The sequence below is a fragment of the Sulfuricaulis sp. genome (assembly GCF_040901545.1).
Lineage (GTDB): Bacteria > Pseudomonadota > Gammaproteobacteria > Acidiferrobacterales > Sulfurifustaceae > Sulfuricaulis.
The window spans coordinates 102,512-128,089 of sequence record NZ_JBBDYL010000005.1; the positions used below are offsets into that span (position 1 = coordinate 102,512).

The 25,578-nt window shown below is 59.2% G+C and carries 27 protein-coding genes and 1 pseudogene; 11 read left to right on the forward strand and 17 right to left on the reverse strand.

Features of this window, described 5'->3' with window-relative positions; all coding sequences use genetic code 11:
- Nucleotides 1–4: 4 nt before the first annotated feature.
- Nucleotides 5–1,057: a TIGR02391 family protein gene (locus tag WD823_RS01580; protein WP_368427722.1), complete on the reverse strand. Its 1,053-nt coding sequence runs from the start codon at nt 1,055–1,057 to the stop codon at nt 5–7.
- An 81-nt stretch (nt 1,058–1,138) separates the two neighbouring features.
- Between WD823_RS01580 and WD823_RS01585 the strand changes: the two genes are divergently transcribed.
- Nucleotides 1,139–1,264, forward strand: coding sequence for a hypothetical protein (locus WD823_RS01585; protein WP_368427723.1), 126 nt, complete (start codon nt 1,139–1,141; stop codon nt 1,262–1,264).
- Between the two features lie 71 nt (nt 1,265–1,335).
- Here the strand turns inward: WD823_RS01585 and WD823_RS01590 are convergent, their stop codons facing one another.
- Nucleotides 1,336–1,809 carry a Spy/CpxP family protein refolding chaperone gene (locus tag WD823_RS01590; protein WP_368427724.1) on the reverse strand — a complete coding sequence of 158 codons (474 nt, stop codon included), beginning with the start codon at nt 1,807–1,809 and terminating at the stop codon, nt 1,336–1,338.
- Nucleotides 1,810–1,988: 179 nt separating this feature from the next.
- Between WD823_RS01590 and WD823_RS01595 the strand changes: the two genes are divergently transcribed.
- The 5 genes and pseudogenes from WD823_RS01595 to WD823_RS01615 all read left to right on the forward strand — a co-directional run bounded on the left by WD823_RS01595 (nt 1,989) and on the right by WD823_RS01615 (nt 6,882).
- Nucleotides 1,989–2,708 (forward strand): response regulator, encoded by a 720-nt coding sequence (locus tag WD823_RS01595; RefSeq protein ID WP_368427725.1) that lies wholly within the window; start codon nt 1,989–1,991, stop codon nt 2,706–2,708.
- Complete coding sequence (locus WD823_RS01600) at nt 2,708–4,102, forward strand: ATP-binding protein (RefSeq protein WP_368427726.1); 1,395 nt, start codon at nt 2,708–2,710, stop codon at nt 4,100–4,102. Before WD823_RS01595 ends, WD823_RS01600 begins: the two co-directional genes overlap by 1 nt.
- A 110-nt stretch (nt 4,103–4,212) precedes the next feature.
- Nucleotides 4,213–4,518 (forward strand): annotated as a pseudogene (locus WD823_RS01605) (3-deoxy-7-phosphoheptulonate synthase); the annotation flags it as partial.
- A gap of 149 nt (nt 4,519–4,667) precedes the next feature.
- Complete coding sequence (locus tag WD823_RS01610) at nt 4,668–5,675, forward strand: Fic family protein (RefSeq protein WP_368427727.1); 1,008 nt, start codon at nt 4,668–4,670, stop codon at nt 5,673–5,675.
- 136 nt (nt 5,676–5,811) lie between these two features.
- Entirely contained in the window at nt 5,812–6,882 is a 1,071-nt protein-coding gene (locus tag WD823_RS01615; RefSeq protein WP_368427728.1) for a 3-deoxy-7-phosphoheptulonate synthase, read from the forward strand.
- Nucleotides 6,883–6,927: 45 nt separating this feature from the next.
- Here the strand turns inward: WD823_RS01615 and WD823_RS01620 are convergent, their stop codons facing one another.
- The 6 genes from WD823_RS01620 to WD823_RS01645 all read right to left on the reverse strand — a co-directional run bounded on the left by WD823_RS01620 (nt 6,928) and on the right by WD823_RS01645 (nt 11,281).
- A complete protein-coding gene (locus tag WD823_RS01620; protein WP_368427729.1) occupies nt 6,928–7,926 on the reverse strand; it encodes a zinc-dependent alcohol dehydrogenase family protein in 999 nt (332 codons plus the stop codon).
- A 26-nt stretch (nt 7,927–7,952) separates the two neighbouring features.
- The gene (locus WD823_RS01625; RefSeq protein WP_368427730.1) at nt 7,953–8,552 is read right to left on the reverse strand and encodes a DUF924 family protein; all 600 of its coding nucleotides are present in this window, start codon (nt 8,550–8,552) and stop codon (nt 7,953–7,955) included.
- 10 nt (nt 8,553–8,562) lie between these two features.
- On the reverse strand, nt 8,563–9,384 hold the full coding sequence (locus WD823_RS01630) for an amidohydrolase family protein (protein WP_368427731.1): 822 nt from the start codon (nt 9,382–9,384) through the stop codon (nt 8,563–8,565).
- 102 nt (nt 9,385–9,486) lie between these two features.
- A complete protein-coding gene (locus WD823_RS01635) occupies nt 9,487–9,774 on the reverse strand; it encodes a DUF1330 domain-containing protein (RefSeq protein WP_368427732.1) in 288 nt (95 codons plus the stop codon).
- 78 nt (nt 9,775–9,852) lie between these two features.
- A complete protein-coding gene (gene mog / locus WD823_RS01640; RefSeq protein WP_368427733.1) occupies nt 9,853–10,404 on the reverse strand; it encodes a molybdopterin adenylyltransferase in 552 nt (183 codons plus the stop codon).
- A 172-nt stretch (nt 10,405–10,576) separates the two neighbouring features.
- Nucleotides 10,577–11,281 carry a ceramidase domain-containing protein gene (locus WD823_RS01645; RefSeq protein WP_368427734.1) on the reverse strand — a complete coding sequence of 235 codons (705 nt, stop codon included), beginning with the start codon at nt 11,279–11,281 and terminating at the stop codon, nt 10,577–10,579.
- 145 nt (nt 11,282–11,426) lie between these two features.
- Here WD823_RS01645 and WD823_RS01650 point away from each other — a divergent pair, with 145 nt between their 5' ends.
- Complete coding sequence (locus tag WD823_RS01650; RefSeq protein WP_368427735.1) at nt 11,427–11,705, forward strand: PilZ domain-containing protein; 279 nt, start codon at nt 11,427–11,429, stop codon at nt 11,703–11,705.
- A gap of 110 nt (nt 11,706–11,815) precedes the next feature.
- On the opposite strand, the gene WD823_RS01655 is transcribed toward WD823_RS01650, so the two are convergent.
- On the reverse strand, nt 11,816–12,490 hold the full coding sequence (locus WD823_RS01655; protein WP_368427736.1) for a hypothetical protein: 675 nt from the start codon (nt 12,488–12,490) through the stop codon (nt 11,816–11,818).
- 305 nt (nt 12,491–12,795) lie between these two features.
- On the opposite strand from WD823_RS01655, the gene WD823_RS01660 reads away from it, so the two are divergent.
- Nucleotides 12,796–13,239: a polymer-forming cytoskeletal protein gene (locus tag WD823_RS01660; protein ID WP_368427737.1), complete on the forward strand. Its 444-nt coding sequence runs from the start codon at nt 12,796–12,798 to the stop codon at nt 13,237–13,239.
- Nucleotides 13,240–13,255: 16 nt separating this feature from the next.
- Here the strand turns inward: WD823_RS01660 and pyrE are convergent, their stop codons facing one another.
- Nucleotides 13,256–13,888 carry an orotate phosphoribosyltransferase gene (gene pyrE, locus WD823_RS01665; RefSeq protein ID WP_368427738.1) on the reverse strand — a complete coding sequence of 211 codons (633 nt, stop codon included), beginning with the start codon at nt 13,886–13,888 and terminating at the stop codon, nt 13,256–13,258.
- A 114-nt stretch (nt 13,889–14,002) separates the two neighbouring features.
- Between pyrE and WD823_RS01670 the strand changes: the two genes are divergently transcribed.
- On the forward strand, nt 14,003–14,776 hold the full coding sequence (locus WD823_RS01670) for an exodeoxyribonuclease III (RefSeq protein ID WP_368427833.1): 774 nt from the start codon (nt 14,003–14,005) through the stop codon (nt 14,774–14,776).
- Between the two features lie 18 nt (nt 14,777–14,794).
- On the opposite strand, the gene WD823_RS01675 is transcribed toward WD823_RS01670, so the two are convergent.
- The 4 genes from WD823_RS01675 to proC all read right to left on the reverse strand — a co-directional run bounded on the left by WD823_RS01675 (nt 14,795) and on the right by proC (nt 20,167).
- The gene (locus WD823_RS01675) at nt 14,795–16,348 is read right to left on the reverse strand and encodes an MFS transporter (RefSeq protein ID WP_368427739.1); all 1,554 of its coding nucleotides are present in this window, start codon (nt 16,346–16,348) and stop codon (nt 14,795–14,797) included.
- Between the two features lie 101 nt (nt 16,349–16,449).
- Entirely contained in the window at nt 16,450–18,423 is a 1,974-nt protein-coding gene (locus WD823_RS01680) for a dynamin family protein (protein ID WP_368427740.1), read from the reverse strand.
- Between the two features lie 338 nt (nt 18,424–18,761).
- The gene (locus WD823_RS01685; protein WP_368427741.1) at nt 18,762–19,319 is read right to left on the reverse strand and encodes a YggT family protein; all 558 of its coding nucleotides are present in this window, start codon (nt 19,317–19,319) and stop codon (nt 18,762–18,764) included.
- Complete coding sequence (gene proC, locus WD823_RS01690) at nt 19,316–20,167, reverse strand: pyrroline-5-carboxylate reductase (RefSeq protein WP_368427742.1); 852 nt, start codon at nt 20,165–20,167, stop codon at nt 19,316–19,318. Before proC ends, WD823_RS01685 begins: the two co-directional genes overlap by 4 nt.
- Nucleotides 20,168–20,369: 202 nt before the next feature.
- Between proC and WD823_RS01695 the strand changes: the two genes are divergently transcribed.
- Complete coding sequence (locus WD823_RS01695; protein ID WP_368427743.1) at nt 20,370–21,449, forward strand: type IV pilus twitching motility protein PilT; 1,080 nt, start codon at nt 20,370–20,372, stop codon at nt 21,447–21,449.
- Nucleotides 21,446–22,561 (forward strand): PilT/PilU family type 4a pilus ATPase, encoded by a 1,116-nt coding sequence (locus tag WD823_RS01700; protein WP_368427744.1) that lies wholly within the window; start codon nt 21,446–21,448, stop codon nt 22,559–22,561. The genes WD823_RS01695 and WD823_RS01700 overlap by 4 nt, the downstream gene beginning before the upstream one ends.
- 219 nt (nt 22,562–22,780) lie before the next feature.
- On the opposite strand, the gene WD823_RS01705 is transcribed toward WD823_RS01700, so the two are convergent.
- From WD823_RS01705 to pyrR, 3 genes are read right to left on the reverse strand one after another with little or no spacing between them, the layout of a single operon-like run.
- Nucleotides 22,781–24,070 carry a dihydroorotase gene (locus tag WD823_RS01705; protein WP_368427745.1) on the reverse strand — a complete coding sequence of 430 codons (1,290 nt, stop codon included), beginning with the start codon at nt 24,068–24,070 and terminating at the stop codon, nt 22,781–22,783.
- Nucleotides 24,070–25,098, reverse strand: a complete 1,029-nt coding sequence (locus tag WD823_RS01710; RefSeq protein WP_368427746.1) for an aspartate carbamoyltransferase catalytic subunit — start codon at nt 25,096–25,098, stop codon at nt 24,070–24,072. Before WD823_RS01710 ends, WD823_RS01705 begins: the two co-directional genes overlap by 1 nt.
- The gene (gene pyrR, locus WD823_RS01715) at nt 25,095–25,574 is read right to left on the reverse strand and encodes a bifunctional pyr operon transcriptional regulator/uracil phosphoribosyltransferase PyrR (RefSeq protein WP_368427834.1); all 480 of its coding nucleotides are present in this window, start codon (nt 25,572–25,574) and stop codon (nt 25,095–25,097) included. Before pyrR ends, WD823_RS01710 begins: the two co-directional genes overlap by 4 nt.
- Between the last annotated feature and the right edge of the window lie 4 nt (nt 25,575–25,578).

The window sequence follows — 25,578 nt, forward strand, 5'->3', positions numbered from 1 at the left end:
GCTTTTAAGGATCTGTTCGTTTCATCAGAGAGGCCTCGTCGACCCTTCGTGCAAGGAGACTTGCAAAAACGAGATACTGAGCGGCCTTATGCTCTGTAAGATCGTGCTCCAGTCTATGGGCCTTGGTATTGCGGATTCCTTGATAAGCCCCCTTGAATATTTGCATGAATCCTTTTTGATCGTTGGCGCCAGATTCAGTAGCAAGCTCGCTCAATACTAGGAAAGGATCGTCTAGAGAGAATGCTTTACCTATTAAACGGTCCCCATCCTCTTTAAGTCCCGTGCGATCACGAATCAAGTCAAATACTGCCACTATCGAATTAAGAACTGCTTCTCGAAGATGCCCGTCTAAGAACAGCTTAAGCGAGCTCTTTTGAATTAAGGGATGTATAAGAATTTCTATCGCAATTATATCGGTTGTGTTTCTAACTTCTTGTTCCGGATGGTTAGACTGAACGAGCGATTCGTCAAATTGATCAACCCAGGTCAATCCTCCCGGATATCGAGCTGGAATAACATAAGTGTTCTCGTAAACTCGTGAGATTAACTCGCTGAATGAATCGTATTTTAATACCCGTTCGTTGACGACTATTGTTGAGCTCGTTTCCAGAGGAAAATCGTTACCTAAGCCGCTCCACCAACCATCCACATCACGCATATAGCAAAGTGACTCTAGTAATAGCGTGTATTCAATTCCAGCCGTTTCAATTAATTGATTAGCACGAATCGGCTGTAGCAGATGTTCGTCATAGTATTTACGCAAGTATTTGTACACTGCTTCCATGCAGGCAAGTAACTCGGATGCATGCTGAGACTCAATAAGGGGCAGGACATAGGCTGATACGCGGTAGGTATCTTTCGTGAAATCCGGCTTCAGTAGAATGCTGGAATGGCCCATGCTGTGGAGTTCGTCCATCCATTTCGGATACTTTGCGCGGAAACGAGTTGCGCCTACTCCAGGCGGAAGGCCGCTGGATTGTTCAAATATGGTTTTAAGCAACTCCAGAGTTGAAACGCCAATTGATTTCTTGGCTTCATCGGTGTGACGAACGTTCATGAAATAATTGGGGTCAGATCATAGTTTCCATTAATATAAGCGACTATTGTGATCTGACTCCAGTTCCATGCAATAAGCCCTATGGCCAAAGACCCGGTTAACAACCTAAACGTCCTGTCGCAGGACCTGCTGCCGACGCCGCAGCAGGTGAAAAGCGCGCTGCCGCATGTAACGCACCCCGACAGGTCAAGAAACGTGATTCAATGAGGGGCCTGCCGGGGGGTGCACCTAAACTAAATACAAGAGAAGCGGCGAGATGCCCCGCCGCTTCTTGCCGCTTAATAGCGTGAGCCGTGGAACCCATACCGGTCGATAACGCTCTTCTGCTCCGGCGTCAGGACCGCGTACAGATCGGTGCGTGTTTTCTGCACCGCCTTCATGCCCGCAAGCCGCTGCTCCATGAACGCGATGTGCGCATCCGGATTCTGCCCACCGGAGCGCATGGCCGTCCGGCCTTCGTGCATCGACTGTACCTGATTGCGGACTGATTTCTCGAAGGCCTCCCAGGCTTTGGTCTGATTGTCCGTGAGCTTCAGCTCGCTCTTGATGGCGTTAAGGTGCGTATCGACCATGCCCGCGCCACCGTACCCCTGGGGTCCATGCATCCCGCCGCCGGGCCCGTGCATGCCCATTGTATGTCCGTAACCGCCGGGACCATGACCGTATCCAGGGCCTTGGGCGAATGCGGCCGCCGTCAGGGCAATGCCCACGCCAGCGACGGTACCGATGACAATCTTGGAAAATGTTTTCATGACGTATCTCCTTGGTTAGTTGGATGAGAACCTGCTTCGAGCCGCATGAAACCACCCCCGTGTAACCGCGATGTGTCGCGGGCGGGGATTTTTGTAACGCATTGCGTCAGCCGCGCGACCGTTACATTGCGTTACAATTTCCCCGCGCTGACGCGCCGCAACCGGGGTATAAAGACGCCATGGACCGACCCGAGCACATCCTGATCGTGGACGATGACGCCGAAATCCGCAGCCTGCTGCGCGATTATCTGGAACGCCAGGGCATGCGCGCGCAAGCCGTGGCGGACGGCCGCGGCATGCACGCCGCGCTCGAAAATGGGCGGTTCGATCTCGTGATTCTCGATCTGATGCTGCCGGGCGAGGACGGTCTCACGCTGTGCCGTAATCTGCGCGCGCGCTCGAATCTGCCGGTGATCATGCTGACCGCGCGCGGCGAAGAGACCGACCGCATCGTCGGGCTCGAAATGGGCGCCGACGATTACGTGCCGAAACCGTTCAACCCGCGCGAGTTGTTCGCGCGCATCAAGGCGGTGCTGCGCCGGGCGCAGGCGCCTCAGCCGCTGGCCGCGGCCGAGATCAGCCACCTGCGCTTCGCCGGCTGGGTACTCGACCTCGCGCACCGCCAGCTCACCTCGCCGGCCGGGGTTGTGGTTCCGCTGTCCGGCGGTGAGTACCGTCTGCTCACGGTGTTTCTCGAGCACCCTAATCGGGTGCTCAGCCGCGACCAGCTGCTCGATCTTACGCACGGGCGCGAGTCCACGCCGTTCGATCGCAGCATCGACGTGCAGGTGGGCCGGCTGCGCCGGCGCTTGGGCGATACCGTCCAGGAACCGGTGCTGATCAAGACTGTGCGCGGCGAAGGTTACGTGCTCGCCGCCGCGGTCGAGGCGCGGAAATAATGCGCTGGCTTCCATCAACGCTGTTCGGCCGCCTGGTGCTGGTGCTGCTCGGGGGGTTGCTGCTGGCGCAGCTCCTGGGCGCGGCCTTGCTGTTGCGCGACCGCGCGACGTCGCTTTACGAAGCCAGTGGTCTCTCCACCGCGCAACGGATCGCCGGCATCATACGCGTGTTCGACACGCTCACGCCGGAACAGCGTCTCCTGATGTTGCCGGCCGTGAACACCACCGGCCTGCGCGTTTCCCTGGGCGAATCATCCGGGACCAACGCGGCGTTTGCGGAAAGCATGCACGCGACACGCCTGCGCGCAATCCTGCGCCGGGCGCTGAGTGACGACCGCACGCTGCGTGTCGGGGTACTTGAGCCGGGTGAGGCGGTAGTCGATTTCGAGCCCATGGGACCGCCGCGCGGCGGCCACATGGGCGGGCAGCACATGGGACTCATGGCGGGACTGCCGCTGCGTGGCGCCTCTTTTCTGGTGCAGGCGCAACTGCGGGACGGTCATTGGGTCAGTTTCGCCCAGCGACTGCCGGAAGCGCCGTTCGCCTGGCCGACCAAGCTGCTGTTGACGCTCGCGGTGCTGCTGGTGTCGGTGATCGGATTGTCGCTGCTCGCGGTGCGCTGGTTGACGCGCCCGCTCGACGTGCTTGCGGTCGCGGCGGACGAGCTGGGGCGTGACATCCGCCGCCCGCCGCTCGCCGTGGACGGACCGGTGGAGGTGCGGCGCGCCGCGGCCGCCTTCAACACGATGCAGGAGCGGCTCCAGACATATCTGCGCGCGCGCGAACAGACGCTCGCGGCCGTGTCGCACGATCTGCGCACGCCGATCACGCGGTTGCGGCTGCGCGCCGAGCTGATCGAGGACGAATCGCTGCGGGCGAAATTCGCCAAGGACCTCGCCGAGATGGAGGCCATGACCACGGCGGCGCTCGATTTCCTGCGCGGCGTGCGCGCCGACGAACCGGTGCAGCCGGTGGACGTTTTGGCTTTGCTGGAAAGCCTGCAGGCGGACATGGAGGAGGCGGGGCACGCGGTAAAGGTGCATGATCAGGCGGTGGCCCCGTATCCGGCGCGGCCGCTGGCGCTCAAGCGTTGCCTCACGAACCTGCTCGAGAACGCGCTCAAGTATGGAACCCATGTCGAGGTGCGCGCCGAGGATGCCGTGCGCGAACTGCGTATTATCGTCGCCGATGACGGTCCCGGCATTCCCGAGGCGGAACTCGCGCGCGTCTTCGAGCCGTTCTACCGGGTCGAGGGTTCGCGCAGCCGTGCGACCGGCGGGGTCGGGCTCGGCTTGTCGGTCGCGCGCGATATTGCCCACGCCCACCGGGGCGAGCTGACGCTGCGCAACCGCCCCGGCGGCGGACTCGAGGCGGTACTGACGCTGCCGCGGTAACCGTCGCAAGCAGAAGTTGAACCGCATCGATCCGACGCGGACATCTGGCCGGCCGATTTTGGATCGAGCGCGCGACGCGTTAAACTTGCTGGCTTTCTAATGCATTTCCCATGGCCAAAGATCCGGTAAACAATCTCAACGTCCTCTCGCAGGACCTGCTGCCGACGCCGCAGCAGGTTAAGGATACGCTGCCGCTGACGGAGAAGGCGCAGGCGACGGTGTTGCAGTGGCGCGAGACGGCGCGGCGCATCCTCGACCGCGAGGACCCGCGCCTGTTCTTCGTCATCGGCCCGTGTTCCATTCATGACATCAAGGCGGCCCATGAATATGCCGCGCGCCTGAAACGGCTGGCGGAGGAGGTGGGCGATGCGCTCTATCTCATCATGCGCGTGTATTTCGAGAAGCCGCGCACCACCGCTGACGCCTCGAATCCCCCAGCCGGCGCAAGCTCGCCGCGCTGGATGATCTGAAAAAATCGCTGCTGCATAAGGCTTTCGCGGGGGGAGTTGTGAGGCGACTTGACTCATAACTTGACTTATACTTGACACTCAATTAGCCTTTTCCCATGACCTATGTTCCGCAATTCACCATCACTCCAACCCTGCTTGCTGAAGTTGAGCAGGTGGCGGCGCTGCGCGAGCGCATTCAAAGCGCGGTGGTCGATCTTGCCTGGGTGCCGGCTTTGCAGAAGGATACCCGTACGCGTAACGGACATGCCTCGACGGCAATCGAGGGAAACCCGCTGACCCTCGAACAGGTGCGCGCCCTGGAAGAAGGGCGCGAACTCTCCGCGTCCGGTGCGCGGCCCAAGCGCGAAGTCCTCAATTATTTTGCCGGATTGCGCTATGTGGAAAAAAATACGGCCAAGAAAACTATTCGTCATGCGGACATTCTGGAGCTGCACCGGATTCTGGCCGGGGAGGTGATGGATCAGGGCAAGGCGGGAAAATACCGGACGATCGCTGTTCGGGTCGGGCGGTATCTTCCTCCTCCGCCGGATGCGGTTTCGGGACTGATGTTCGAGTTGTTGGAGTGGTGGAACACGGCCGCAGAAAAACTCTCGCCGGTTCTCAGTTCAGCCATTCTGCATTACCGGTTCGAGGCGATTCATCCTTTTGCCGACGGCAATGGCCGCACCGGCCGAACGCTTGCTTTGTGGGAACTCTACCGGCGCGGCTTTGACACGCATCATATTTTTTCGGTGGATGAGTATTACTGGGAAGATCGGCTAAAATATTATGCCGCGTTGGATGGTGTGCGGCGGGCCGGAGAAGATATGACGGCATGGCTGGAATACTGTACGGCGGGACTCCGGCAAACCTTGGATCGGGCATGGCTGCGGATTCAAACCTTCCAGGCAAAGTCCACGGAAAAACTGGTTTTACGTCCGCGTCAGGAACAGCTTCTCCACCTGCTCCGCGATCACGGGGGCATGGCTCCGGCTGAAATATGGGAGGCGTTGGGTGTGTCTCGGCAGGGTGCGATGGATTTATTGCGTCCGCTGCTTGACGCAGGTGTGGTCGAGAAGGTCGGTGGAAATAAGACCGGTCGGTATGTTTTGAAAAACTCATGAACGAAGCCGAAACCAGAGCCGGGCACATTGATCCCGCCCTGAAGGCGGCGGGTTGGGGCGAAGAAATGGGATCGAATCACAGTTTCCGCTAACATAAGCGACTATTGTGATCTGACTCCCGTTCCAGAAATCTCCCATGGCCAAAGATCCGGTAAACAATCTCAACGTCCTGTCGCAGGACCTGCTGCCGACGCCGCAGCAGGTGAAGGATGCGCTGCCGCTGACCGAAAGCGCGCAGGCGACAGTGTTGCAGGGGCGCGAGACGGTGCAGCGCATCCTGGACCGCAAGGACCCGCGCCTGTTCTTCGTCATCGGCCCGTGTTCGATCCATGACATCAAAGCGGCCAAGGAATACGCCGCGCGCCTCAAGCGGTTATCGGAAGAGGTGAATGACACGCTCTATCTCGTCATGCGCGTGTATTTCGAGAAGCCGCGCACCACCGTCGGCTGGAAGGGCCTGATCAACGATCCGTTCATGGACGATTCCTTCCACATCGAGAAGGGGTTGCACCTGGCGCGCGAGCTGCTACTGCACCTGGCGGAGATGGGGTTGCCGGCCGCGACCGAGGCGCTCGACCCGATCACGCCGCAGTATCTTTCCGACCTGATCACCTGGACCGCCATCGGCGCGCGCACCACGGAGTCGCAGACGCACCGCGAGATGGCGAGCGGACTGTCCACGCCGCTCGGTTTCAAGAACGGCACCGACGGCAGTTTGACGGTGGCGATCAACGCGCTGCAGTCGGCGGCGCGCGGGCATCATTTCCTCGGCATCAATCAGGACGGCCAGTGCGCCGTGTTTAGTACCCGCGGAAACCGCTACGGCCATATCGTGCTGCGCGGCGGCAACGGGCACCCGAACTACGATTCGGTCTCCATCGCCCTGGCCGAGAAGGAACTGGCCAAGGCCAAACTGCCTCTCAACATCGCCGTGGACTGCTCGCACGCCAACTCCAACAAGGATCCCGCGGTCCAGCCGCTGGTGGCGGAAAACTGCGTTAATCAAATCCTGGAAGGCAACCGCTCGATCGTGGCGCTGATGCTGGAAAGCCACCTGCACGGAGGCCACCAGCCGATCCCGGCGGACCTGAAGCAATTGATATACGGCGTGTCCGTGACCGACCCCTGCATCGGCTGGGAGACCACCGAGCAGTTGCTACGTTCCGCTCGCGAAAAACTGAAGGCGGTTTTGCCGCAGCGAAACTGAGCGGCCGCCGGCGGGAAAAGCGCTTCGCGTCACCCGGGTCGGCGATCAATCGATGGCCAAAACAATTTTGCCTGTCATGTTGCCGGCCGCGAGCAGAGCATGGGCCGCGTCCGCCTGCGCCAGCGGCAGCACTTTACCGACGTGCACCCGCAGTTGTCCCTGATCGATCAGCGCGGCGCAGCGCCTGAGGATTTCTCCGTGATGGGCCATTTCTTCCGTCAGACCCAGGGCCACTGGAATCAACATCAGTTCGAAACTCACACGCAGGTTACGCACCCGCGCCACGGTCCAGTCGACATCCGGTCCGGGTTGCAACAGGGTCACGAGATCACCGGCGTAGCGCACGGCGGCAAAGCTGTCGGTGAAGGTTTTACCGCCGACCGTGTCGAACGCGACATCCACCCCGCGTCCTCCGGTCCATTCGAGCGCCGCCGCCGCGAAGTCATCCTCTTTGTAAAATATCGCGCGTTGGGCGCCGAGGGTCGTGACGAACTTGGCGTGCTCGCGTGTCCCCACGGTCGTGGCAACTTCCGCGCCTGCGATCCGCGCCAGTTGTATCGCGACGTGTCCGACACCGCCGGCGCCGGCGTGAATCAAAACTTTATCTCCCCGTTTTACCTGCGCCCGGTCGTGCAGCGATTCCCACGCGGTGATGAGCACCAGCGGCGCTGCCGCGGCCTCCTCAAAAGAAAATTTCTCCGGTTTCTTCGCGATCAACCGGTAATCGATCACCGCCTTTTGGGCGTAATTGCCCAGCCGTCCGTGCATCGGCGGTTGGGAGTAATACACCGCGTCACCCGGCTTGAAATCCTTAACGGCTTTGCCCACGGCCTCAACAATTCCGGCGCCGTCGCAGCCCAATACATTCGTCAACGGCACCGGGTAGGCGCTCGGCTGCGCGCGCATCTTGGTGTCGACGGGATTAACCCCGGCGGCCTGCACGCGCACCAGCACATCCGTATCCAAGTTCAACGTCGGGTCGGGCAAATCCTGAAGTTTTAATACTTCCGGTCCGCCGGGCGCGGTCATGACGCTCGCTTTCATATGTGTATTATCCTTTCAGTAGTTTTTCAAAAAGATGAGCCGGGCCCTTTCAGAAACTCCGCTTCAGCAGCGGTAGATTGCCGACCCAGAATGGCATTGCGGTGCGGGAAACGGCCAAAACGGTCGATGATTTCCTTGTGTTTCCGGGCGAACTCGAGGAATTTCTGGTACGTCGGCCGGTCGGTTTCGGGAACGTCCTCAACCAATGCCGTGTACAGCCGCAAGCCCAACACCTGATCGTCCACGGCCTCGGAATGCTCGAACGGCAGGAACAGAAATACCCGCTCCACCGGGCGCAGCTTTTTGTCGCGACCCGCATCGAGGGCCTCACGCGCCAGCTTCCGTGCGCGCTCGTCGTAGTCGAACGCACGCGGCGAGTCGCGATACATGTTGCGTGGAAACTGGTCGCACAGCAGTACCCGTGCCAGCTGACCGCGAGGGGAGCTGCTCCATGACGCAAACTCGTCCTTTATCTCGGCATCCAGCATCATCTCGAAACGGCGCCGGATTTCCGCGTCAACCCCGGGATCCTTTTTCCACCACAACGCCGATTTCTCGCGGACGATCTCGGCGTTGTTCGCCGCCCCACCGAACCAGTAGTGCAGGATTGACTCAACGTCTTCCATGATGCTTGCGTCAGCGCGGGAACACGCGTTCAGCGTTGCCGGTGGCGATTTTTTCGGCGATCTCGCGCGGAAGCTGGGCCAGCCAGCGCCGGACGGTGGTCATGTCCGTCGCCAGTTCCTGCCAGCGATGCGACGTCCAGGTATCGGTGCCGATCAGGAATCGGTCGGGATGCTGCAAAAACAGCGCGCGCCACGCCGGATCGAGACGATCACCCGGGGCTACGTCACTGTTGCGTCCTGACAGCTCGACCCATAATGTCGCATGCCGGTCGAGCAGGGCCGCGATCTGCGCCGGCGATGACGCCATGCCGGCATGGGCCCACAGAATCTTTGACTTGGGATCGATCGCGAACAGCTCGCGAATGGCGCCCGCGTCCGAATGTGCGTGCAGCAGCAAGTTTCGTTGTACGGCGAGTTCAACGATGCGCCGAATCACACCAGTCTGCGCTTGACCGGAAAATAGATGAAACTCGCCAATGCCCCGGTAAATACCGCGCTTCAGCTCCTGCTCGACCAAGGCCAGTATCGCCGTATCATGGAACCATCCGCCCCGATCGGCGTCCGTCCGATAGGGGCGCAGCATCGGCACAATCCGGTCCGGATACTGCTCGTGCAGCAACCGCGTTCCGTCATTCGGCGTACTCGACACCAGCGCCCGCGTGACTCCCGCGCGGTCGAAAATCCGGATCACCGCCTCCGGCGCGGTCCCGTCCGCTGCGTCCGCGTTGTAATGAATATGCGCATCAAACACCGGCAATGCCGTGTCCGCGAATGACACACCCGTTGCCATGAGCACGCATAGCAAGAACCACCACGGAATACGTCGCGTCATAAGTTCATCCTGGCGCCGTGGAATCACTAATCCCAACCGGCCGCGTCAGCGGCGCGGTAACCACGGATTCGATCCCACGCTTTCCATTTCTGCCGTCCGTGATCAAACGCCGGCCACCACGATCATGTTCGTGATCGCGGCGCTCTGTCGCAGTTGCTTGGGGGCACGGTATTCCTCGGAGGCCCACCACTGTTTCGCGCGTTCGTACGATTCGAACTCGATGACGACCACGCGCTGCGGCTGCCACTTACCTTCGAGATTCTCGGTTTTCCCGCCGCGCGCCAGGAACCGGCCGCCGTACCCAGCGAGGGTTGGCGGCACGGACTTCGCGTACTCGTCAAATCTGGCGCGATCGGTAATTTCGACATCCACAATGATATAAGCGGACATAATCGGTACCTGTCGTGGTTGGTCAAGTTTGTCGGCTGGCGTGAAATCCCGTGTTATACGATTTTTTCTCAACCGCTGTTAATTTTTGGGACGTATGGCCGACTTCGGGCGGAAGGCCTTGATCACTTCCTCGCGTGTTTCGAGGTAAGACCCGCCGATCAGGTCGATGCAGTACGGGACGGCCGCGAAAATGCCATCGAGTGTTTCCTTGATCGCCTTGGGCTGGCCCGGCAGGTTGATCACCAGCGCTTTCCCGCGGACGACGCCGACTTGGCGCGAAAGTATCGCCGTCGGCACGTATTTCAGGCTCACGGCGCGCATCTGCTCGCCGAATCCTTCGAGGACTTTGTCGGCGATCGCCAGCGTGGCTTCCGGGGTTACGTCACGCGGCGCCGGACCGGTGCCGCCGGTGGTAATGACAAGGCAACACCGCTCGCCATCGCAGAGTTCGCGGAGCACGCGCGCGATTTCCGATTGCTCGTCCGGGACCAGGCGTATTACCGGTTGCCACGGGGTAGCCAGCGCCAGTTTCAGCCATTCCGCGATCGCCGGCCCGCCCTGGTCCTGATACTCACCGCGGCTGGCACGGTCCGAGACGGTGACGATACCGATACGCACAGCTTCGCTCATGGCAACCACCCTCAGTGTTTTAAGAGATGAGGATACCGCGCCGTTGGGGTCGGCGAAAGAACCCGATGTGTCGTCATATCCATGACGTTATTGTCCGGGGCCAGCCCAGGTTTACCGCAATGAACCGGTTGCGATTGATCGGTGCATGGGTGGATCCCGGAGTTACAGAGTGTCAATTTTTCCTGAATGCGCGTCGCTTGAGCATCACATACACCAGGAAAGGCGCGAGCGCCGCCAGCAGATGCTTGAGCGAGTGTCCGCTGATCAGTGCTCCGGTCCGTACGAAAACAGCGTGATCGTAATACTCGGCGACCTTGGCGGCGATATAGATTCCCAGGGCTGCGATCAACAACCCTCTATGGGGATAGGGACTTTTAAACATTAACAGCAATGCGGGAATCGCCAGCAAGGGAATGAATTGCACCCACACATACAGCCGCAGATCGTCCGTGTAATGCCAATAAATGACGCTGGCGACGCCCAGCAATATTGCCGGCGCAAGCAGAATCCTTTCGAGTTTCACGTTGACATGCTCGCTCACCACGGCAACCAAGAGCCCCATGAATCCGATGCTCATCGGCAATCGGTCCCACACGAGGGTGTTATTGTCAGGCGCCAGATGGTAATAACCTGAACCCAGGCTGATTAGCGTCACGCCGATGAAAAAGCAAAGCCAAGCCCAACGTGCCCCGGAAAAACCAGGCCCGCGAGCACATAGAATAATTCCAGCCGATCCGACAACGAGAAAGGGAAGATTGGTGACGACATTAAGAAAACCGGGAATCCCGAGCAGGGCGCGGCGGTCCGCAAAGGCATGATACATCGGGTCCTGTGCGATCGGCGGCAGCAGCATCATCACGCCGAGCGTGACGAACAACAGCAGCAGAATCAGGAAGGCACGTCGAACTGGAGTAATGTATCGATCCTCACGTTACCAGTCTTGTTAAATGTTTGTCGCTAGACAATCCTTTTTGAGATGATAAAGTTAAATTCAAGAACGTTACAAAAACAAGGGGGGTATCATGGAAAGACGGGCTGATGAACGTCAGGGGATATCAATTTCCGTTGAAATTCTCGACCCACCCCATCTTGGCAAAGTAGACCTCGTCATCCGGAACATCAGCAAGTCCGGCGCATTCATTCTGCTGCAACGGGAAAACTGTCTCCCCGTCGGGCGAGTTGTAACACTGCGCATGTCCGGCGAGTTATGGGGCGAGAAACTGTCCACGGTTTCCGCCAGGGTCGTGCGCGTAACCGATGAAGGGATGGCGGTGATGTTTCAAGACATCGATTTCAAGTAATCAACGGGCGTGGCGCGAATTGCCGGCATTTTGCCTTCGGTGATCGCCCGAAACATTAAACCGCCGACCAGTGGTTTTGATCCGTCCCCGTTACGAGCGGGGGGAATGATTTACGGTTTCTTCGCGGGGGAGGATGAAGTGGCCAGTTGGCCTTTTTTGAGTTCGCGGTAGCGTTCCAATTCCTTGGCATATTGCTGGCGCAGTTCTTCCTGTTCTTTTCGCTTGGCGGCGATCGCCGCTTCATGACGCGTCATCTGTGCCCGGGTCTGTTCAATATTTTTCGCCGTGGATTTATCGGCTCCCTCCTTCCTGCCTTTGCTTTCATCCGCCGCCTGTGCCTCCATGCGCGTCAGCGCCCCCTGCAGGGATTTCAGCGTTTCCGCGCTGGCCTTGATCAGGGATTCAATCTGCGCAATTTTCCGGTCACGCACGTAAACGATGTCGCTTTCCACGCCGTAAGTCGTCAGCAGCAGCGCATCTCTTCGGGCCTGTTCCTCGGCCTGTTTCTTTTCCTCCGCCACGGCCCCCCGGCGCGCTTCCTGCGCATTGAGTTCCTCCTGGGTGGGCGGCGCCGCGATAACCTTTTTAGTCGTACCCTGTTCCGTGATTACGGTAATCTTGGATCTGGTGCATTCTTCGGCGGCGGTGTCCCCGTAATGCCAGTGACCGGTGGCATCCTGGCACTTCTTGATGGAATGTACCTTGTCGGCGGCCTGAGAGCCGGAGACGATCAGGATGAGTCCGATGGTCAGGGAAAGTGCGTAGACAAATCTATTCAGCAACATAAAGGGCGGCTCCTAATCACCTCAAGATAGGTGCTGGTGGCAGGTCATGTCAACCACGTCCGCCGTGCGGTGCCGCACTTCCGAAAGACGGCGGCCGACCGACATGCGCCGGCCTATTGCGGTGATTCGCGTTACCTCCGCGCCCTGGCCCCGGGGTTCCAAATAAAACACATGTTTGAAATCATCATGATGTTAATGCCCCCCAACGGCTCTCCCGGATAAATTCGCCTGCTTCAACGTCTGCTACTATTTTAGTGATGGTCCCGCAGGGCCACGAAACGCGAACGGATTGTAGAAGGCTCACCTTGAAACTCGACGAAATCCTGAAGATCGGCAATAAAAATCGCCGCACCCTCGACCGGGTCGAGGATTTCGCCACCATGCTCGGACCGCAATCACGCTACCAGGGCGTGTTCCAGGGCCATGACAACCATATTGTTTACGGAGAAGTCCAGGGAGAATGCGACATCGAAGGTGTTCTGGTTCTGGGTGAAGGCAGCCGCTGGACGGGAAACATCCGCGCCGTGAGCGTGGTGGTTGCGGGGACCGTTGACGGGGACATCCACGCCACCAGCAAGGTGGAGCTCGCCCGCACCGCGATCGTCCGCGGTAAAATCACGAGTCCCGTGGTGGCCATCGCACGCGGCGCGTCGCATGACGGTTCCATCCGCATGGCCAAGCAGACCCAGATCACGCGCTATCACGAACGCCGCGAGGCAAATGAAAGCGAACCGCTAAAAGAAAAATAATCAGGCCCGTGGCACTTCAGGCGCCATAGGTGCGGCGATAGGCGTTGATGGCGTCGAGATACCGGCGCATGTCTTTTTTTCCTTCCAGATAGCGGAGCATAGTTTCCAGTGTGACGACGCTGATCACGCGCAGGCCCAGGGTGCGTTCCACTTCTTGCACCGCGGAAAGCGATCCCGCGCCACGTTCCTGTCGGTCCAGGGCGATGACGACCCCCACCGGGACCGCGCCGGCGGTGTTAATGATCTCCACGGAATCTTTGACAGACGTACCGGCGGTGATGACATCGTCCACGATCAGCACTTTCCCGTGCAGCGGGTGTCCGATGATGTTCCCGCCTTCTCCGTGTTTTTTCGCTTCCTTGCGGTTGAAGGCGTAGGGCACGTCGCGTTCGCCGATGGCGATTGCAGTGGCGCAGGCTAACGGCACTCCCTTGTAGGCGGGTCCGTAAAGCATGTCGAAGGCAATGCCGCTATCCTTTACGGCTTGGGCGTAAAATCGGCCCAAGCACATCAGTTTATGTCCCGTATGGAACAGACCGCTGTTGAAAAAATAAGGACTGATGCGTCCTGACTTCAGGGTGAATTCACCGAAACGCAAGGCCTGGCACACGACGGCAAAATCCAGAAACTCGCGCTGGTAGTCTTTCATAGGCAAAAGATACAAGCAGCAAGTAGCAAGTAGCAAGTAGCAAGAGGGTGGTACGGACGGCCCACGCCAGGTTTTACTTGCCACCTGTCACTTGCTACTTGAAACTTGCGTTTCATGCGCATCATCACGCTCAACGTCAACGGAATCCGCTCCGCCGCCAAGAAAGGTCTGTACGACTGGCTGCGGCATCAGCACGCCGACGCCGTGTGCCTGCAAGAGGTCAAGGCGCAGCATGCCGACTTGACCGATCGGATGCTGGCGCCGGCCGGTTTACGCGGGTACTTTTACTGCGCCGAGAAGAAAGGCTACGCCGGGGTGGCGTTGTATGCCCGGCGGGAACCCGACCGGGTAAGCGTTGGTTTCGGTTCCAGGGAGCACGACGACGAAGGGCGCTACCTGCAGGCCGATTTTGGCGATCTGAGCATCGTGTCGGTTTATCTGCCTTCGGGTTCGGCGGGCGCCCACCGCCAGGAATCGAAATTCCGTTTCATGGATCACTTTTTCCCGGTGCTTGAGAAACTGCGCCATGATGGGCGTGAATATATCTTGTGCGGCGACTGGAACATCGCGCACCGGGAAATCGATCTAAAGAATTGGAAGTCCAACCAGAAAAATTCAGGTTTCCTGCCGGAAGAACGCGCCTGGCTTACCCGGGTGTTCGACGAACTCGGTTGGGTGGATGTCTTTCGTACCCTCAACGACCAGCCCGATCAGTACACCTGGTGGTCGAACCGCGGCCAGGCGTGGGCCAAAAACGTCGGCTGGCGGATCGACTACCAGATAGCAACGCCAGGGGTGGCGAAACAAGCAGGTAAGGAAAAGATTTATAAGGAAAAACGATTCTCCGACCACGCGCCGTTGATTATCGATTACGACCGCGCGCTGTGATAAAGCAGAGCGGCCCGGTTATTTTTTTGACCGGGCAAAGGCCGTGGCCGCGGTGGCAAGCGCAAACACCAGGCTGAAGAGGGTGACACCAAAGAGGCTCAGCCAGTCGGATAAATTTGCCGGCAGGAACAAATCCATGATCGGCGCATAAAGATCGAAGTCAGCCAACGGCGCGAGTCGCTGGCGCTTGACGGCCTCCAGCAGCGCGACCGCCAGTGCCGCCATCGCGAATGCCATAACCCCGCCGAGCAATCCCCGCACTAACAGCCTGCCGCGCGACATCCGGCGTGGATGTATCTCGGCCGGTGTTTCAATTTCGGGTTCACGCGCACCCAGCGGCGCGAACCGGTGCAACATGAGCAGACCGGGGATGCCGACGGCAATGGTAAACCAGAAAAATTGACTCCAGCCGACGGCGTCCACCATGACGCCGGTTACCGGACCGGCAAGAATTCGCGGGAGCGCGAACAAACTCGAGAACAGCGCATACTGCGTGGCGGAAAATTGTTTTTGCGTCATGCGCAGCAGCAGGACGCTGAAGGCACCCGTGCCCATGCCGGTGGTGAGGCTCTCGAATCCCATGGCGCCGTACATCAGCGGCCGGTTCACGCCGATCTCGGCGATCAGCACATAACCGAAATTCGACAGGATCTGCAGCGCGCCAAAAGTCCACAGGGCATGGCCCAGACCCATGGCGGTGGTGAGCATGCCCCCGATGAAGGTCCCGATGAGCGTGGCCGCGAGACCGATGGTGGCGGTGGCGACGCCGACATCGAAATCATTGAATCCCACTTGCACCAGAAACGGGCGGACCAACGAACCGGCCAGGTTATCGGCCAGTTTGTAGAGCACCACGAACGCCAACAGTTCCAGGGCGCGGCGTTTTGACAGAAAGCCCACGAACGGTTCCCACACCGCTTGGCGCAGCGTGGCCGGAGCGTGAATGCGGTCGGCGTCGGGTTTCGGGGCGAGTAAGGTGACCGCCATCATCGGCACGAACAGCAGCGCGAGCACGGCAAACATGACCGGCCAGGACCATAAACCGGCGAGCGTGATCGTCAATCCCCCCGCAACAAACATGGCCGCGCGGTAGATAGCAATCCGCGCCCCGACCGCGACCCCCTGTTCATCCGGCTCTAGAATTTCGACGGCATACGCGTCGATGGCGATGTCCTGGCTCGCGGAGGCGAAGGCGATGGCCAGGGTGAGACTGCCGATGATCCAAAGGATGTCGGGGCTGAAAGACAACCCCCCGAGCGGCACGATGCAGAGCAACAGCGCCACTTGCCACAGCAGCGTCCAGCCGAGTTTCCGTCCCAGCCGCGGCAGCGGCAGGGCAAAGCGGTCCATCAACGGTGACCAGAGAAACTTGAAGCTCCATGGCGCTTGTGCCAGCGTGAACAAGCCGATAATTCGAATATCCACACCCTCGCGCGCCAGCCAGGTCGGAATGGCGATCCACACCAGTCCGAGCGGAAGTCCCGAGGAAAAAGAGAGCAGGCTGACGGCCGCCGTGCGTCGGCTGCGCAGGGCGAGCCAGACTGAACGCCACGAGAAATGCGGACCGTTCATAACGGGTTAGCTCCGGAGGCAAGACACCGGGTGGGCGGGGGGTTCATGGCGGCATCCGGTCCGTGAGACGGGCGATCGCCGCTACGCGTGCCTGCCGGTGACTAGCAATCGGTGGGCAGGGGCTGGTTGATCTTGCGCAGCATATTGCGGATGACGAGCTGCTGGTTTTCCAGGTTCTGGCGGTTGGATTCAAGTTCGGAAATGCGGTCGTCGAGGTGATCGAAGTTTTCGTGAACCTTTTTCAGATTTTCGAGACGCTGATCCATCAGGATTTTGTGCTCGCGCACCTGTGACAGGATCGGCGCCATGATCGCCTTGCTCCAGGTCCGGGCGGCAGCGTTGCATTCGCTGAAAATCTCCCGCGCCTGATCGACCAGCGTAGCAAAGAATTTCTGAACCACAAAATGCTGTTCCATGATGATCATCATCGGGCTGTTACGGAAAGACTCGGCCTCTTCATACAGTTTTTGCAACCGGCTGCGGTACGGCAGCAAAGAAAAATTCACCGGCTTGATTTTGGCGAGCCCGTGTTCGCTGTGGAATTTGCCGTAGATGGACTGGACCAGGCTGCGGATTTGCAGGGTTTGTTTGTTGGTCTTTTCCATGACTTCAAGCGCCCCGTCGAAAAGCGATTTCATGCTTTCGCGCAGACCCGGCGTGGTCCAGGATTCGGACATCCCCTGACGCGCTTTTCCCGCCACGACATCGAAGGCCTCGACACTCAGGTAATCAAGCAGGATTTTTACCTGATCCGAAAGCACGGCGCGCGTTTGCTGAAAGCTGACGAGGGTTTGATCATAACGTTGTTTTTCGTCACGCAGGCGGTTGACCAGATCCTGCACGGCGTCACGATTATCACTGCCGAGCGCCTGCAGTTCTTGTATTTGATCCAACACCGCCTTGACACGTGCCTCAATCATGGCGTTGGTGGTCTCAACCATGGAGCCGATATCGTGTATCATGCGCTCGCGCAATAATTCTTTCCGTGCCGGGAGAATATCGCTGGATAACCGGGATTCCAGTGCTGGTATTCCGCTGCGCTCGATCAGCGCGTAATCCATTTTGATTTTACCGAGCAACCCTTTCTGGGCCGAGACGGCAAGCACCTGATTTTTGCCGGTGCCCAGGATACGGGCCGTTTCCTGGATTTGTTTCGCGATGGCCGTGGCGACGGCCGTTTCATTGCTCATTTCGTCCCACAAGGCGTCGATCTTATTGAGTACCACCAGCCGACCCGAGTCTTTGCCGGTTCTGGCGGGACAGACATGGTTGGTCCATACTTCAAAATCGGTTTTGGTGACGCCGGTATCCGCCGCCAGAACGAAAAGCACCGCCTGGGCATTCGGTAACATGCTCAGCGTCAATTCCGGTTCTGTCCCCAGTGAATTAAGCCCGGGCGTGTCGAGCACGATCAAGCCCTGCTTCAGCAATGCATGCGGATAATTAATGATGGCATGCCGCCAGACGGGAATTTGTACCGTTCCGTCGCTGTTGAGCAAATAGGCCGTGGCTTCCGCGCGCGGGTGAAACAGACCCAGCGCTTCCGCCTGATGTGCGCTGACGGATTTAGACTTGGTGATTTGCTGAAACGTCTCGGCCATCTTCTTGGGTGAATCGAGATCGAGTGGCATCACCGTCCAGGCGGAAGGTGTACGTCTGTATTCCGCGATGGCGGTGGGCGTTTTCCGGGTTTCGATCGGCAGCAGTTTCAAACACGGGGGTTCGTTTTCATCGTAACGCAATTCCGTCGGACACAGGGTGGTGCGGCCCGCTTCCGAGGGCAGGAGCCGTTGGCGATAGTCGGCGAAAAAAATGGCGTTGATGAGTTCGGTTTTGCCGCGGGAAAATTCCGCCACGAGTGCAATCGTGAGCTTGTCCGAGCGCAGAGCGTCGATCAATTCGTAAAGCTGGAGATTTTCGTCGCCGCTCGCCAAGCCGTGGCTTTCCACCCATGTCTGGTATTCGTTAATGATCTCGATGAGTTCGTCGCGCCAACGTTTGTAATCGCCCAGCCGGCGGCTGAATTCGTTGATGCTGAGTCGGGGCCGTTCTGTCAGCTGTTGCGCACTTATCATTATATTGAATATTCAGCGAATACAGGTGGTTAGAATATAAACTTAATTAAAAACTATATCTAGTATCTGCCGCCTTGGGAAGCGCCGTTTCAACGGACGGCTTGAACCGGGTAGGGGGCGGAGAGGGGTGGTCGGTTATGAGCGCGGAGAAATTATTCCTGGTCGTTTCGGGCGGCTCACCGCCGGGGTCGAAAGGTGTCCGCTTGCTCTGGGTCGGGATTGTTCGGGGATTAACCGGCGGATTCTGGGGGCAGGACCGACACGCTACGGCGATGACTACCGGGCCACGACCGGGACCGGCCAGGAAGGGGCCGTTACCAGAAGCATGGGTTATGGGTTTAACGTATCAGATGAGCCAAGGCGAGTTGCATGAGCTGCAAGACCACGATGACAGCGATGGGGGAGAGATCAAGTCCGCCGATCGGAGGAATAAGGCGTCGGGCAGGGCGCAACAACGGCTCCGTCAGGCTGACCAGCAGCGAGCCGGCCGGGTTCTGGTGAATGCCATAGGGCATGAACCAGCTCAAAATCACCCGAATCAGGATCGCAAAAAAATAGACATTGAGTGTCAGCCGCAGCAGGTCGACCGTGGCCGCGGCGACGATCGGCAGCCACTGAACCGCAACGCCCCCCAGTAACAGGAGCAGATATAACTCGACACATTTGAGCGCCAGCAGCAACACCAGCGAAGCCAAGTCAATCCCGTATAGTCCCGGGATCAACCGCCTCAAGGGCTTCAACAAGGGATTGGTGAATGCGACCAGAAACTGGGATATCGGGTTGTAGAAATCGGCGCGCGCGAGCTGGAACAAAAAGCGCAGCAGCACCGCCAGGAGATACAGGCCGAAGACAACCTCGACCAGCAAAATGCCGGCCTCGGTAAGAAACGAGTTCACGGTTTCTTCCCGAACATGTCGGCAATCTCGCGGGCGCGGTCAATGGCCGCCTGTACCGCGTTTTTGAACAGGCGCCGAATACCGCCGTCTTCCAGCACTTTCACCGCCTGCTCCGTCGTCCCGCCGGGTGACGTGACTCGCCGGCGCAGTTGGGCGGGTTCTTCATGACCTTCCAGTGCCATTTTGGCGGCGCCAAACGCCGTTTCAATGGTGAGCAACCGCGCTTGTTTGGGCTGCAGGCCCGATTCAATCGCCGCACGCTCGAGGGCCTCCATGACAAGGAAAAAATATGCCGGACCGCTGCCGGACAGCGCGGTGACGACGTCCAGGAGATCCTCGGACTCAAGCCACACCGTCACGCCCACGGCGCGCAGTATGGATTCAGCCTGATTGCGCATGGCCGCGTTCACGTTATTATTGGCGTACATCCCCGAGGCGCCGCTTCCGATCAGCGCGGCGGTATTGGGCATGACCCGCACGATGGGGAGGCCACCGCCAAGCCACTGGTCGATATCTTCGATACGCACTCCGGCGACGATGGAAATGACCAGGGGTTTTTTCCTCTGGACCGTGGATGCCAGGGCTCTGGCCACCGTGGCAAGGATTTGGGGTTTGACCGCCAGCACCAGAATATCGGCGCGCCCGGCAACCTCGTTGTTGTCCGCATAGGCGTTTACACCGAGTACGGTTTCAACGGCCTCCCGTTGGGTGGGCTCGGGGTCGGAGAGGGAGAGTTGGACCGCCTGCCAGCCGTTTTTAATCAAACCGGAGACCAGGCTGCGTGCCATGTTGCCGGCGCCGATGAACCCCAGCTGAGGCCCCGCCGTTTTCGCATCGATTCTAGCCATAGCCGAGCGAGTTTAAAGCCCCATTCGCACGAACGGAAGCGGTAAATCCGGTAAGGAAGATACGGAAACCCTTTAGTTACACGGTGTTGCACGCCCGGCCGGCGAGCAGCCCGTTTGCAGATCAGGCTGGAATGGACTAAAAAAGTAGGGAGGGGCGAATCGATAATGAATTCTATCAACCACATGGCCCCCGGAGACCCGGATGGATATCGCTGAACTGCTGGCGTTTGCCTTCAAACAGAACGCCTCGGACCTGCATTTATCGGCAGGTCTGCCGCCGTTGATACGCGTGGACGGCGACATCAAACGCATCAACGTCGATCCGCTGGACGATCGCTCCGTCCACAACATGATTTACGACATCATGTCGGACAAACAGCAGAAAGACTACGAGGAATTTTTAGAAACCGATTTCTCCTTCGAACTCCCCAACATCGCGCGCTTTCGCGTCAACGCCTTCAACCAGTTGCGTGGCCCGGCGGCCGTGTTCCGGACCATACCCTCCAAGGTCCTGTCGCTCGAGCAACTGAACGCGCCGGCGGTGTTCAAGCACGTTTCCGACCAGCCGCGCGGCCTGGTGCTGGTGACCGGTCCGACCGGTTCCGGCAAGTCCACGACGCTCGCGGCCATGATTAACTACGTAAACGAATTGCGGCACGAGCATATCCTGACCATCGAGGATCCGATCGAATTCGTGCACACCAGCAAGAACTGCCTGATCAATCAGCGCGAAGTGGGCAAGGACACGCTGGGATTCAACAATGCCTTGCGCAGCGCCTTGCGCGAGGACCCGGACGTGATCCTGGTCGGTGAAATGCGCGATCTCGAAACGATCCGGCTGGCGTTGACCGGCGCCGAAACGGGACATCTGGTTTACGCCACGCTGCATACCAGTTCCGCGGCCAAAACGATCGACCGCATCGTCGACGTATTCCCGGCGGCGGAGAAGGACATGGTGCGCGCCATGTTGTCAGAATCCCTGCGCGCGGTAATCTCCCAGACGCTGCTCAAGAAAATTGGCGGCGGACGCGTGGCGGCACACGAGATCATGCTCGGCACGCCGGCCATCCGCAACCTGATTCGCGAAAACAAGGTGGCGCAAATGTACTCCTCCATCCAGACCGGCCAGAATGTCGGCATGCAGACGCTGGATCAGTGCCTGCAAGATCTGGTGCGCACACGCCAGGTGCATATTGACGAGGCGCGCACTGTCGCCATGAATAAAGATCTGTTTTCAACCGCCGCCGCGGTAGCGGCAGCCACCGGGGGTAAAGCCAGATGAATTTTGTTGACCTTCTGAAGTTGATGAAGCACAAAAAGGCGTCGGACCTGTTCATCACGGCCGGCGTTCCGCCCTCCATCAAGGTTGATGGCAAGATCATGCCGGTGACGAAACAATCGTTGACCCCCGAGCAGTCGCGCGCCTTCGCCTATGGCGTTATGAACGAGGACCAACGCCGCCAGTTCGAGGCGCACAACGAGTGCAATTTCGCCATCTCGCCGCAGGAGATCGGGCGTTTCCGCGTCAACGTATTTATGCAGCAGCAGCGAGTCGGCATGGTGCTGCGAACCATCAATACGGATATCCCGCGCTTCGACGATCTGCATCTGCCGAAAGTGCTGGCGGACCTGGCGCTGACCAAGCGCGGGCTGATCCTGTTTGTCGGCGGCACCGGTTCGGGCAAATCCACCTCGCTCGCGGCCATGGTCGGTTACCGCAATGAATACAGCTACGGTCATATTCTTACCATCGAGGACCCGGTGGAATTCGTGCACGACCACAAGAACTGCATTGTGAACCAACGCGAAGTGGGCGTGGACACCGCCTCTTACGAGGTGGCGCTCAAGAACGCCATGCGCCAGGCCCCGGACGTGATCCTGATCGGCGAGGTCCGCTCGCGCGAAACCATGGACTTGGCGATCCAGTTCTCCGAAACCGGTCACCTGTGTCTGTCCACCTTGCACGCCAACAACGCCAACCAGGCGCTGGATCGCATCATCAACTTCTTTCCGGAAGAAAAGCGCAATCAGCTGCTGATGGACCTGGCGCTCAATCTCAAGGCCATTATTTCACAACGGCTGATCCCCATGAAAAGCGGCAAGGGGCGCGTGCCCGCAGTCGAGGTGATGATCAACTCACCGCTGATCGCCGACCTGATCATGGAAGGCAAGGTTCCTGAGATCAAGGACCTCATGAGCAAGTCGACGGAAGCCGGCATGCAGACTTTCGACCAGTCGCTGTTCAATCTGTACGAGGCCGATCTCATCTCCTACGACGATGCCCTGCGCAACGCCGACTCGATCAACGACGTGCGGCTGCGCATCAAGCTCGAGGGCAAGGACTCGAAGAGCCGCGAGCTCGGTGAGTCGATGCGCAACGTGACTTTCAAGTAATTCCGTGGCGGTTCCGTATGGGTGCAGGCGACGGCACATCGTCGGCATTCGCCGCGGAAAGCTAACAGTCTTTGCCTGTCACGAAGGCGAATGGTGGGTGTACCGCTACGATTGAAAAAATAACGACTGCTGAAGTCCGAACGGACAACGCCGAAAAAATGTCGCCAGGAAAGTTGCCGCAGGTATTCGAGCTGACGAAAAGGCGAAAAGGAAAAATCGTTATTTTTCGCCGGCTTCAAATACAATTTTTCCGCCGACCAACGTGTATATCACCCGCCCGCGGAACTCCCACCCCAGAAACGGCGTGTTATGCCCGCGGGAGATGAGTTTGTCTTCCGTCAGCATCCAGCGGGCCTCCGGGTCGAAAATACAGATATCGGCCGTGGCACCGACGCCGAGGTGTCCGGTCTCCACGCCGATAATTTCCGCCGGATTGTGCGTCAACAGCGTCAACGCCTCCGACAAGCTGAGCAATTTCTCGTCCACCAGTTTCAGCGTCAGCGGCAGTAAGGTTTCAAGCGCCGAGATGCCGGGCTCGGATTTTGCGAACGGTGCGAGCTTGGCATCGGGTTCGTGCGGCTGGTGATCCGAGCAGATCGCGCGGATGACGCCGGTCTTCAATGCCTTGCGCAAGCCCTTGCGATCGTGCGTACCGCGTAGCGGCGGTTGCACATGGCACAGGGTATTGAAATCGCCGATATCGTGCTCGGTGAGATGCAGGTGGTGCGCCGTAACGTCGGCGCTGACGGGAAGCCCGTGCGCAATTGCCTCGGCGATCATGGCCACGGCACGGTTGCTCGAGAGATTGCAAAAATGGGCGCGACATCCGGTCTGCTCGATCAGCGCCAGGTCGCGGGCCACGCCCACGGTTTCCGCGGCTTCCGGAATGCCGGGCAGCCCCAGGCGCGTACCGATCTCGCCTTCATGCACGCAACCGCCGTTCCGCAACCAGGGATCTTCTGCATGCAAGAATACGGTGAGATCGAGCGTGGCGGCGTATTCCAGCGCACGCCGCATGACCAGCGTATCCGTCATCGGCGCCAAGGCATTGGTGAATCCCACGCAGCCGGCTTCATCGAGGGATTCCATGTCCGCCAGCAGCTTGCCTTCGAGGCCCTGCGTGAGTGCGCCCAGCGGATGGATGAATGCCTTCCCGAACCGCCAGGCCCGTGACTGGATCATCTGCGCCATGGCCGGCGTGTCGATCACCGGACGCGTGTCGGGCGGACAGCAAAGCGTGGTGATGCCGGCGGCAACCGCGGCATGGACTTCGGATTCGATCGTGGCCTTATATTCCAATCCCGGTTCGCGCAACCGGGCCCGCAGATCGACGAGACCCGGGCAGACGATCAAGCCACGTGCATTGATCGATTTCGTTTCCTTGAACCCGGTCGGCGCCTTGCCGACTCCAACCACGAAACCATTGCCGTCGATGTAGAGGTCCTTCTTGCCGTCCACGCCGTGGGCCGGGTCGATCAGGTGACCGCCTTGAATGACGACTCCCGTCATCAGCGCCTCCCGCCGGATCGTGGCTGGTTTTTCACCGCGCGCGACACCTGGGTGTCCCGGTACTTCGGAGATTCAGACGCGCCACCCATGATGATTGCCATCACCGCCATCCGTACCGCGATGCCGTAAGTCACTTGCGGGAGAATGACGGATTGCGGGCCGTCGGCCACGGCGGAATCGATTTCCAGGCCGCGGTTCATCGGGCCCGGATGCATGACGATGGCGTCCCTGGCCGCCAGCGCGAGCTTGGCAGGCGTCAGTCCATAGAGATTGAAGAATTCATGCTCGCTCGGAATGTGAGCCCCCTGCATCCGTTCGCGCTGCAGCCGCAGCATCATGACTACGTCCACGCCGTCGAGACCTTCCTCCATGCGGGTAAAGGCACGAACCCCAAGCATCTCCACCGCCGTCGGCAGCAGCGTCTTGGGAGCGACCACGCGCAACTCCGCCACGCCCAGCGTGACCAGCGCGTGAATCTGCGAGCGCGCGACACGCGAGTGCAGGATGTCGCCCACGATGGCCACTTTGAGTTTTTCGAACGCACCCTTGTAGCGACGGATGGTGAACATGTCGAGCAGACCCTGGGTGGGGTGCGCATGGCGGCCGTCGCCGGCGTTGATGATATGGACGTGTGGCGGTACATGGCGCGCGATCATGTGCGCCGCGCCGGATTCGGCGTGGCGCACGATAAAGAGATCGGTATGCATGGCCTCGAGATTGCGGATGGTATCGAGCAGGGTTTCGCCCTTGCTGGTGCTGGAGGCGTCGACATTCAGATTGATCACGTCCGCCGACAGGCGCTTGGCGGCGATCTCGAAGGTGGTGCGGGTGCGGGTGCTGGACTCGAAGAACAGATTGACGACGGTTTTTCCCCGCAACAGGGGGATTTTCTTGATCTCACGCTCACCCATCGAGATGAAGGACTCGGCGGTGTCGAGAATTTCAATAATGGTTTGACGGGAAAGACCTTCAATGGTGAGAAGATGGCGCAACCGGCCGGCGTCATCGAATTGAAGGCCTGGTTTCACCCGTTGACCTCCTGGACGCGTAACTCGAGTTTATCCGGTCCCAGCAGTTTGATGTGCTCTTTCTTCCCGAGCTTCATGTGCTCACCCACTACCTGGGCTTCGACGGGCAATTCGCGTCCATCACGTTCGATGAGACAGGCAAGCATCACCGAGGCCGGACGGCCGTAGTCGAAGATTTCGTTGAGCGCGGCGCGGATGGTGCGTCCGGTATGCAGCACGTCGTCCACCAGAATGATGTGGCGGTCCTCGACATTGACGGGAAGATGGGAAGTACGGACCTGGGGGTTCATGCCGATGCGGGTAAAATCATCTCGATAAAAGGAAATGTCGAGTGTGCCCAACGGTTCTTTCAGATCGAGTTGTTGGTGCAGGCGTTCGGCAATCCAGGCCCCACCCGTGTGGACACCGATCATGAGCGGACGACGCTTGAGCAGCGGCCGAAGCTGTTCGGCCATCCGCGTCATCGCCGCTTCGATGTCA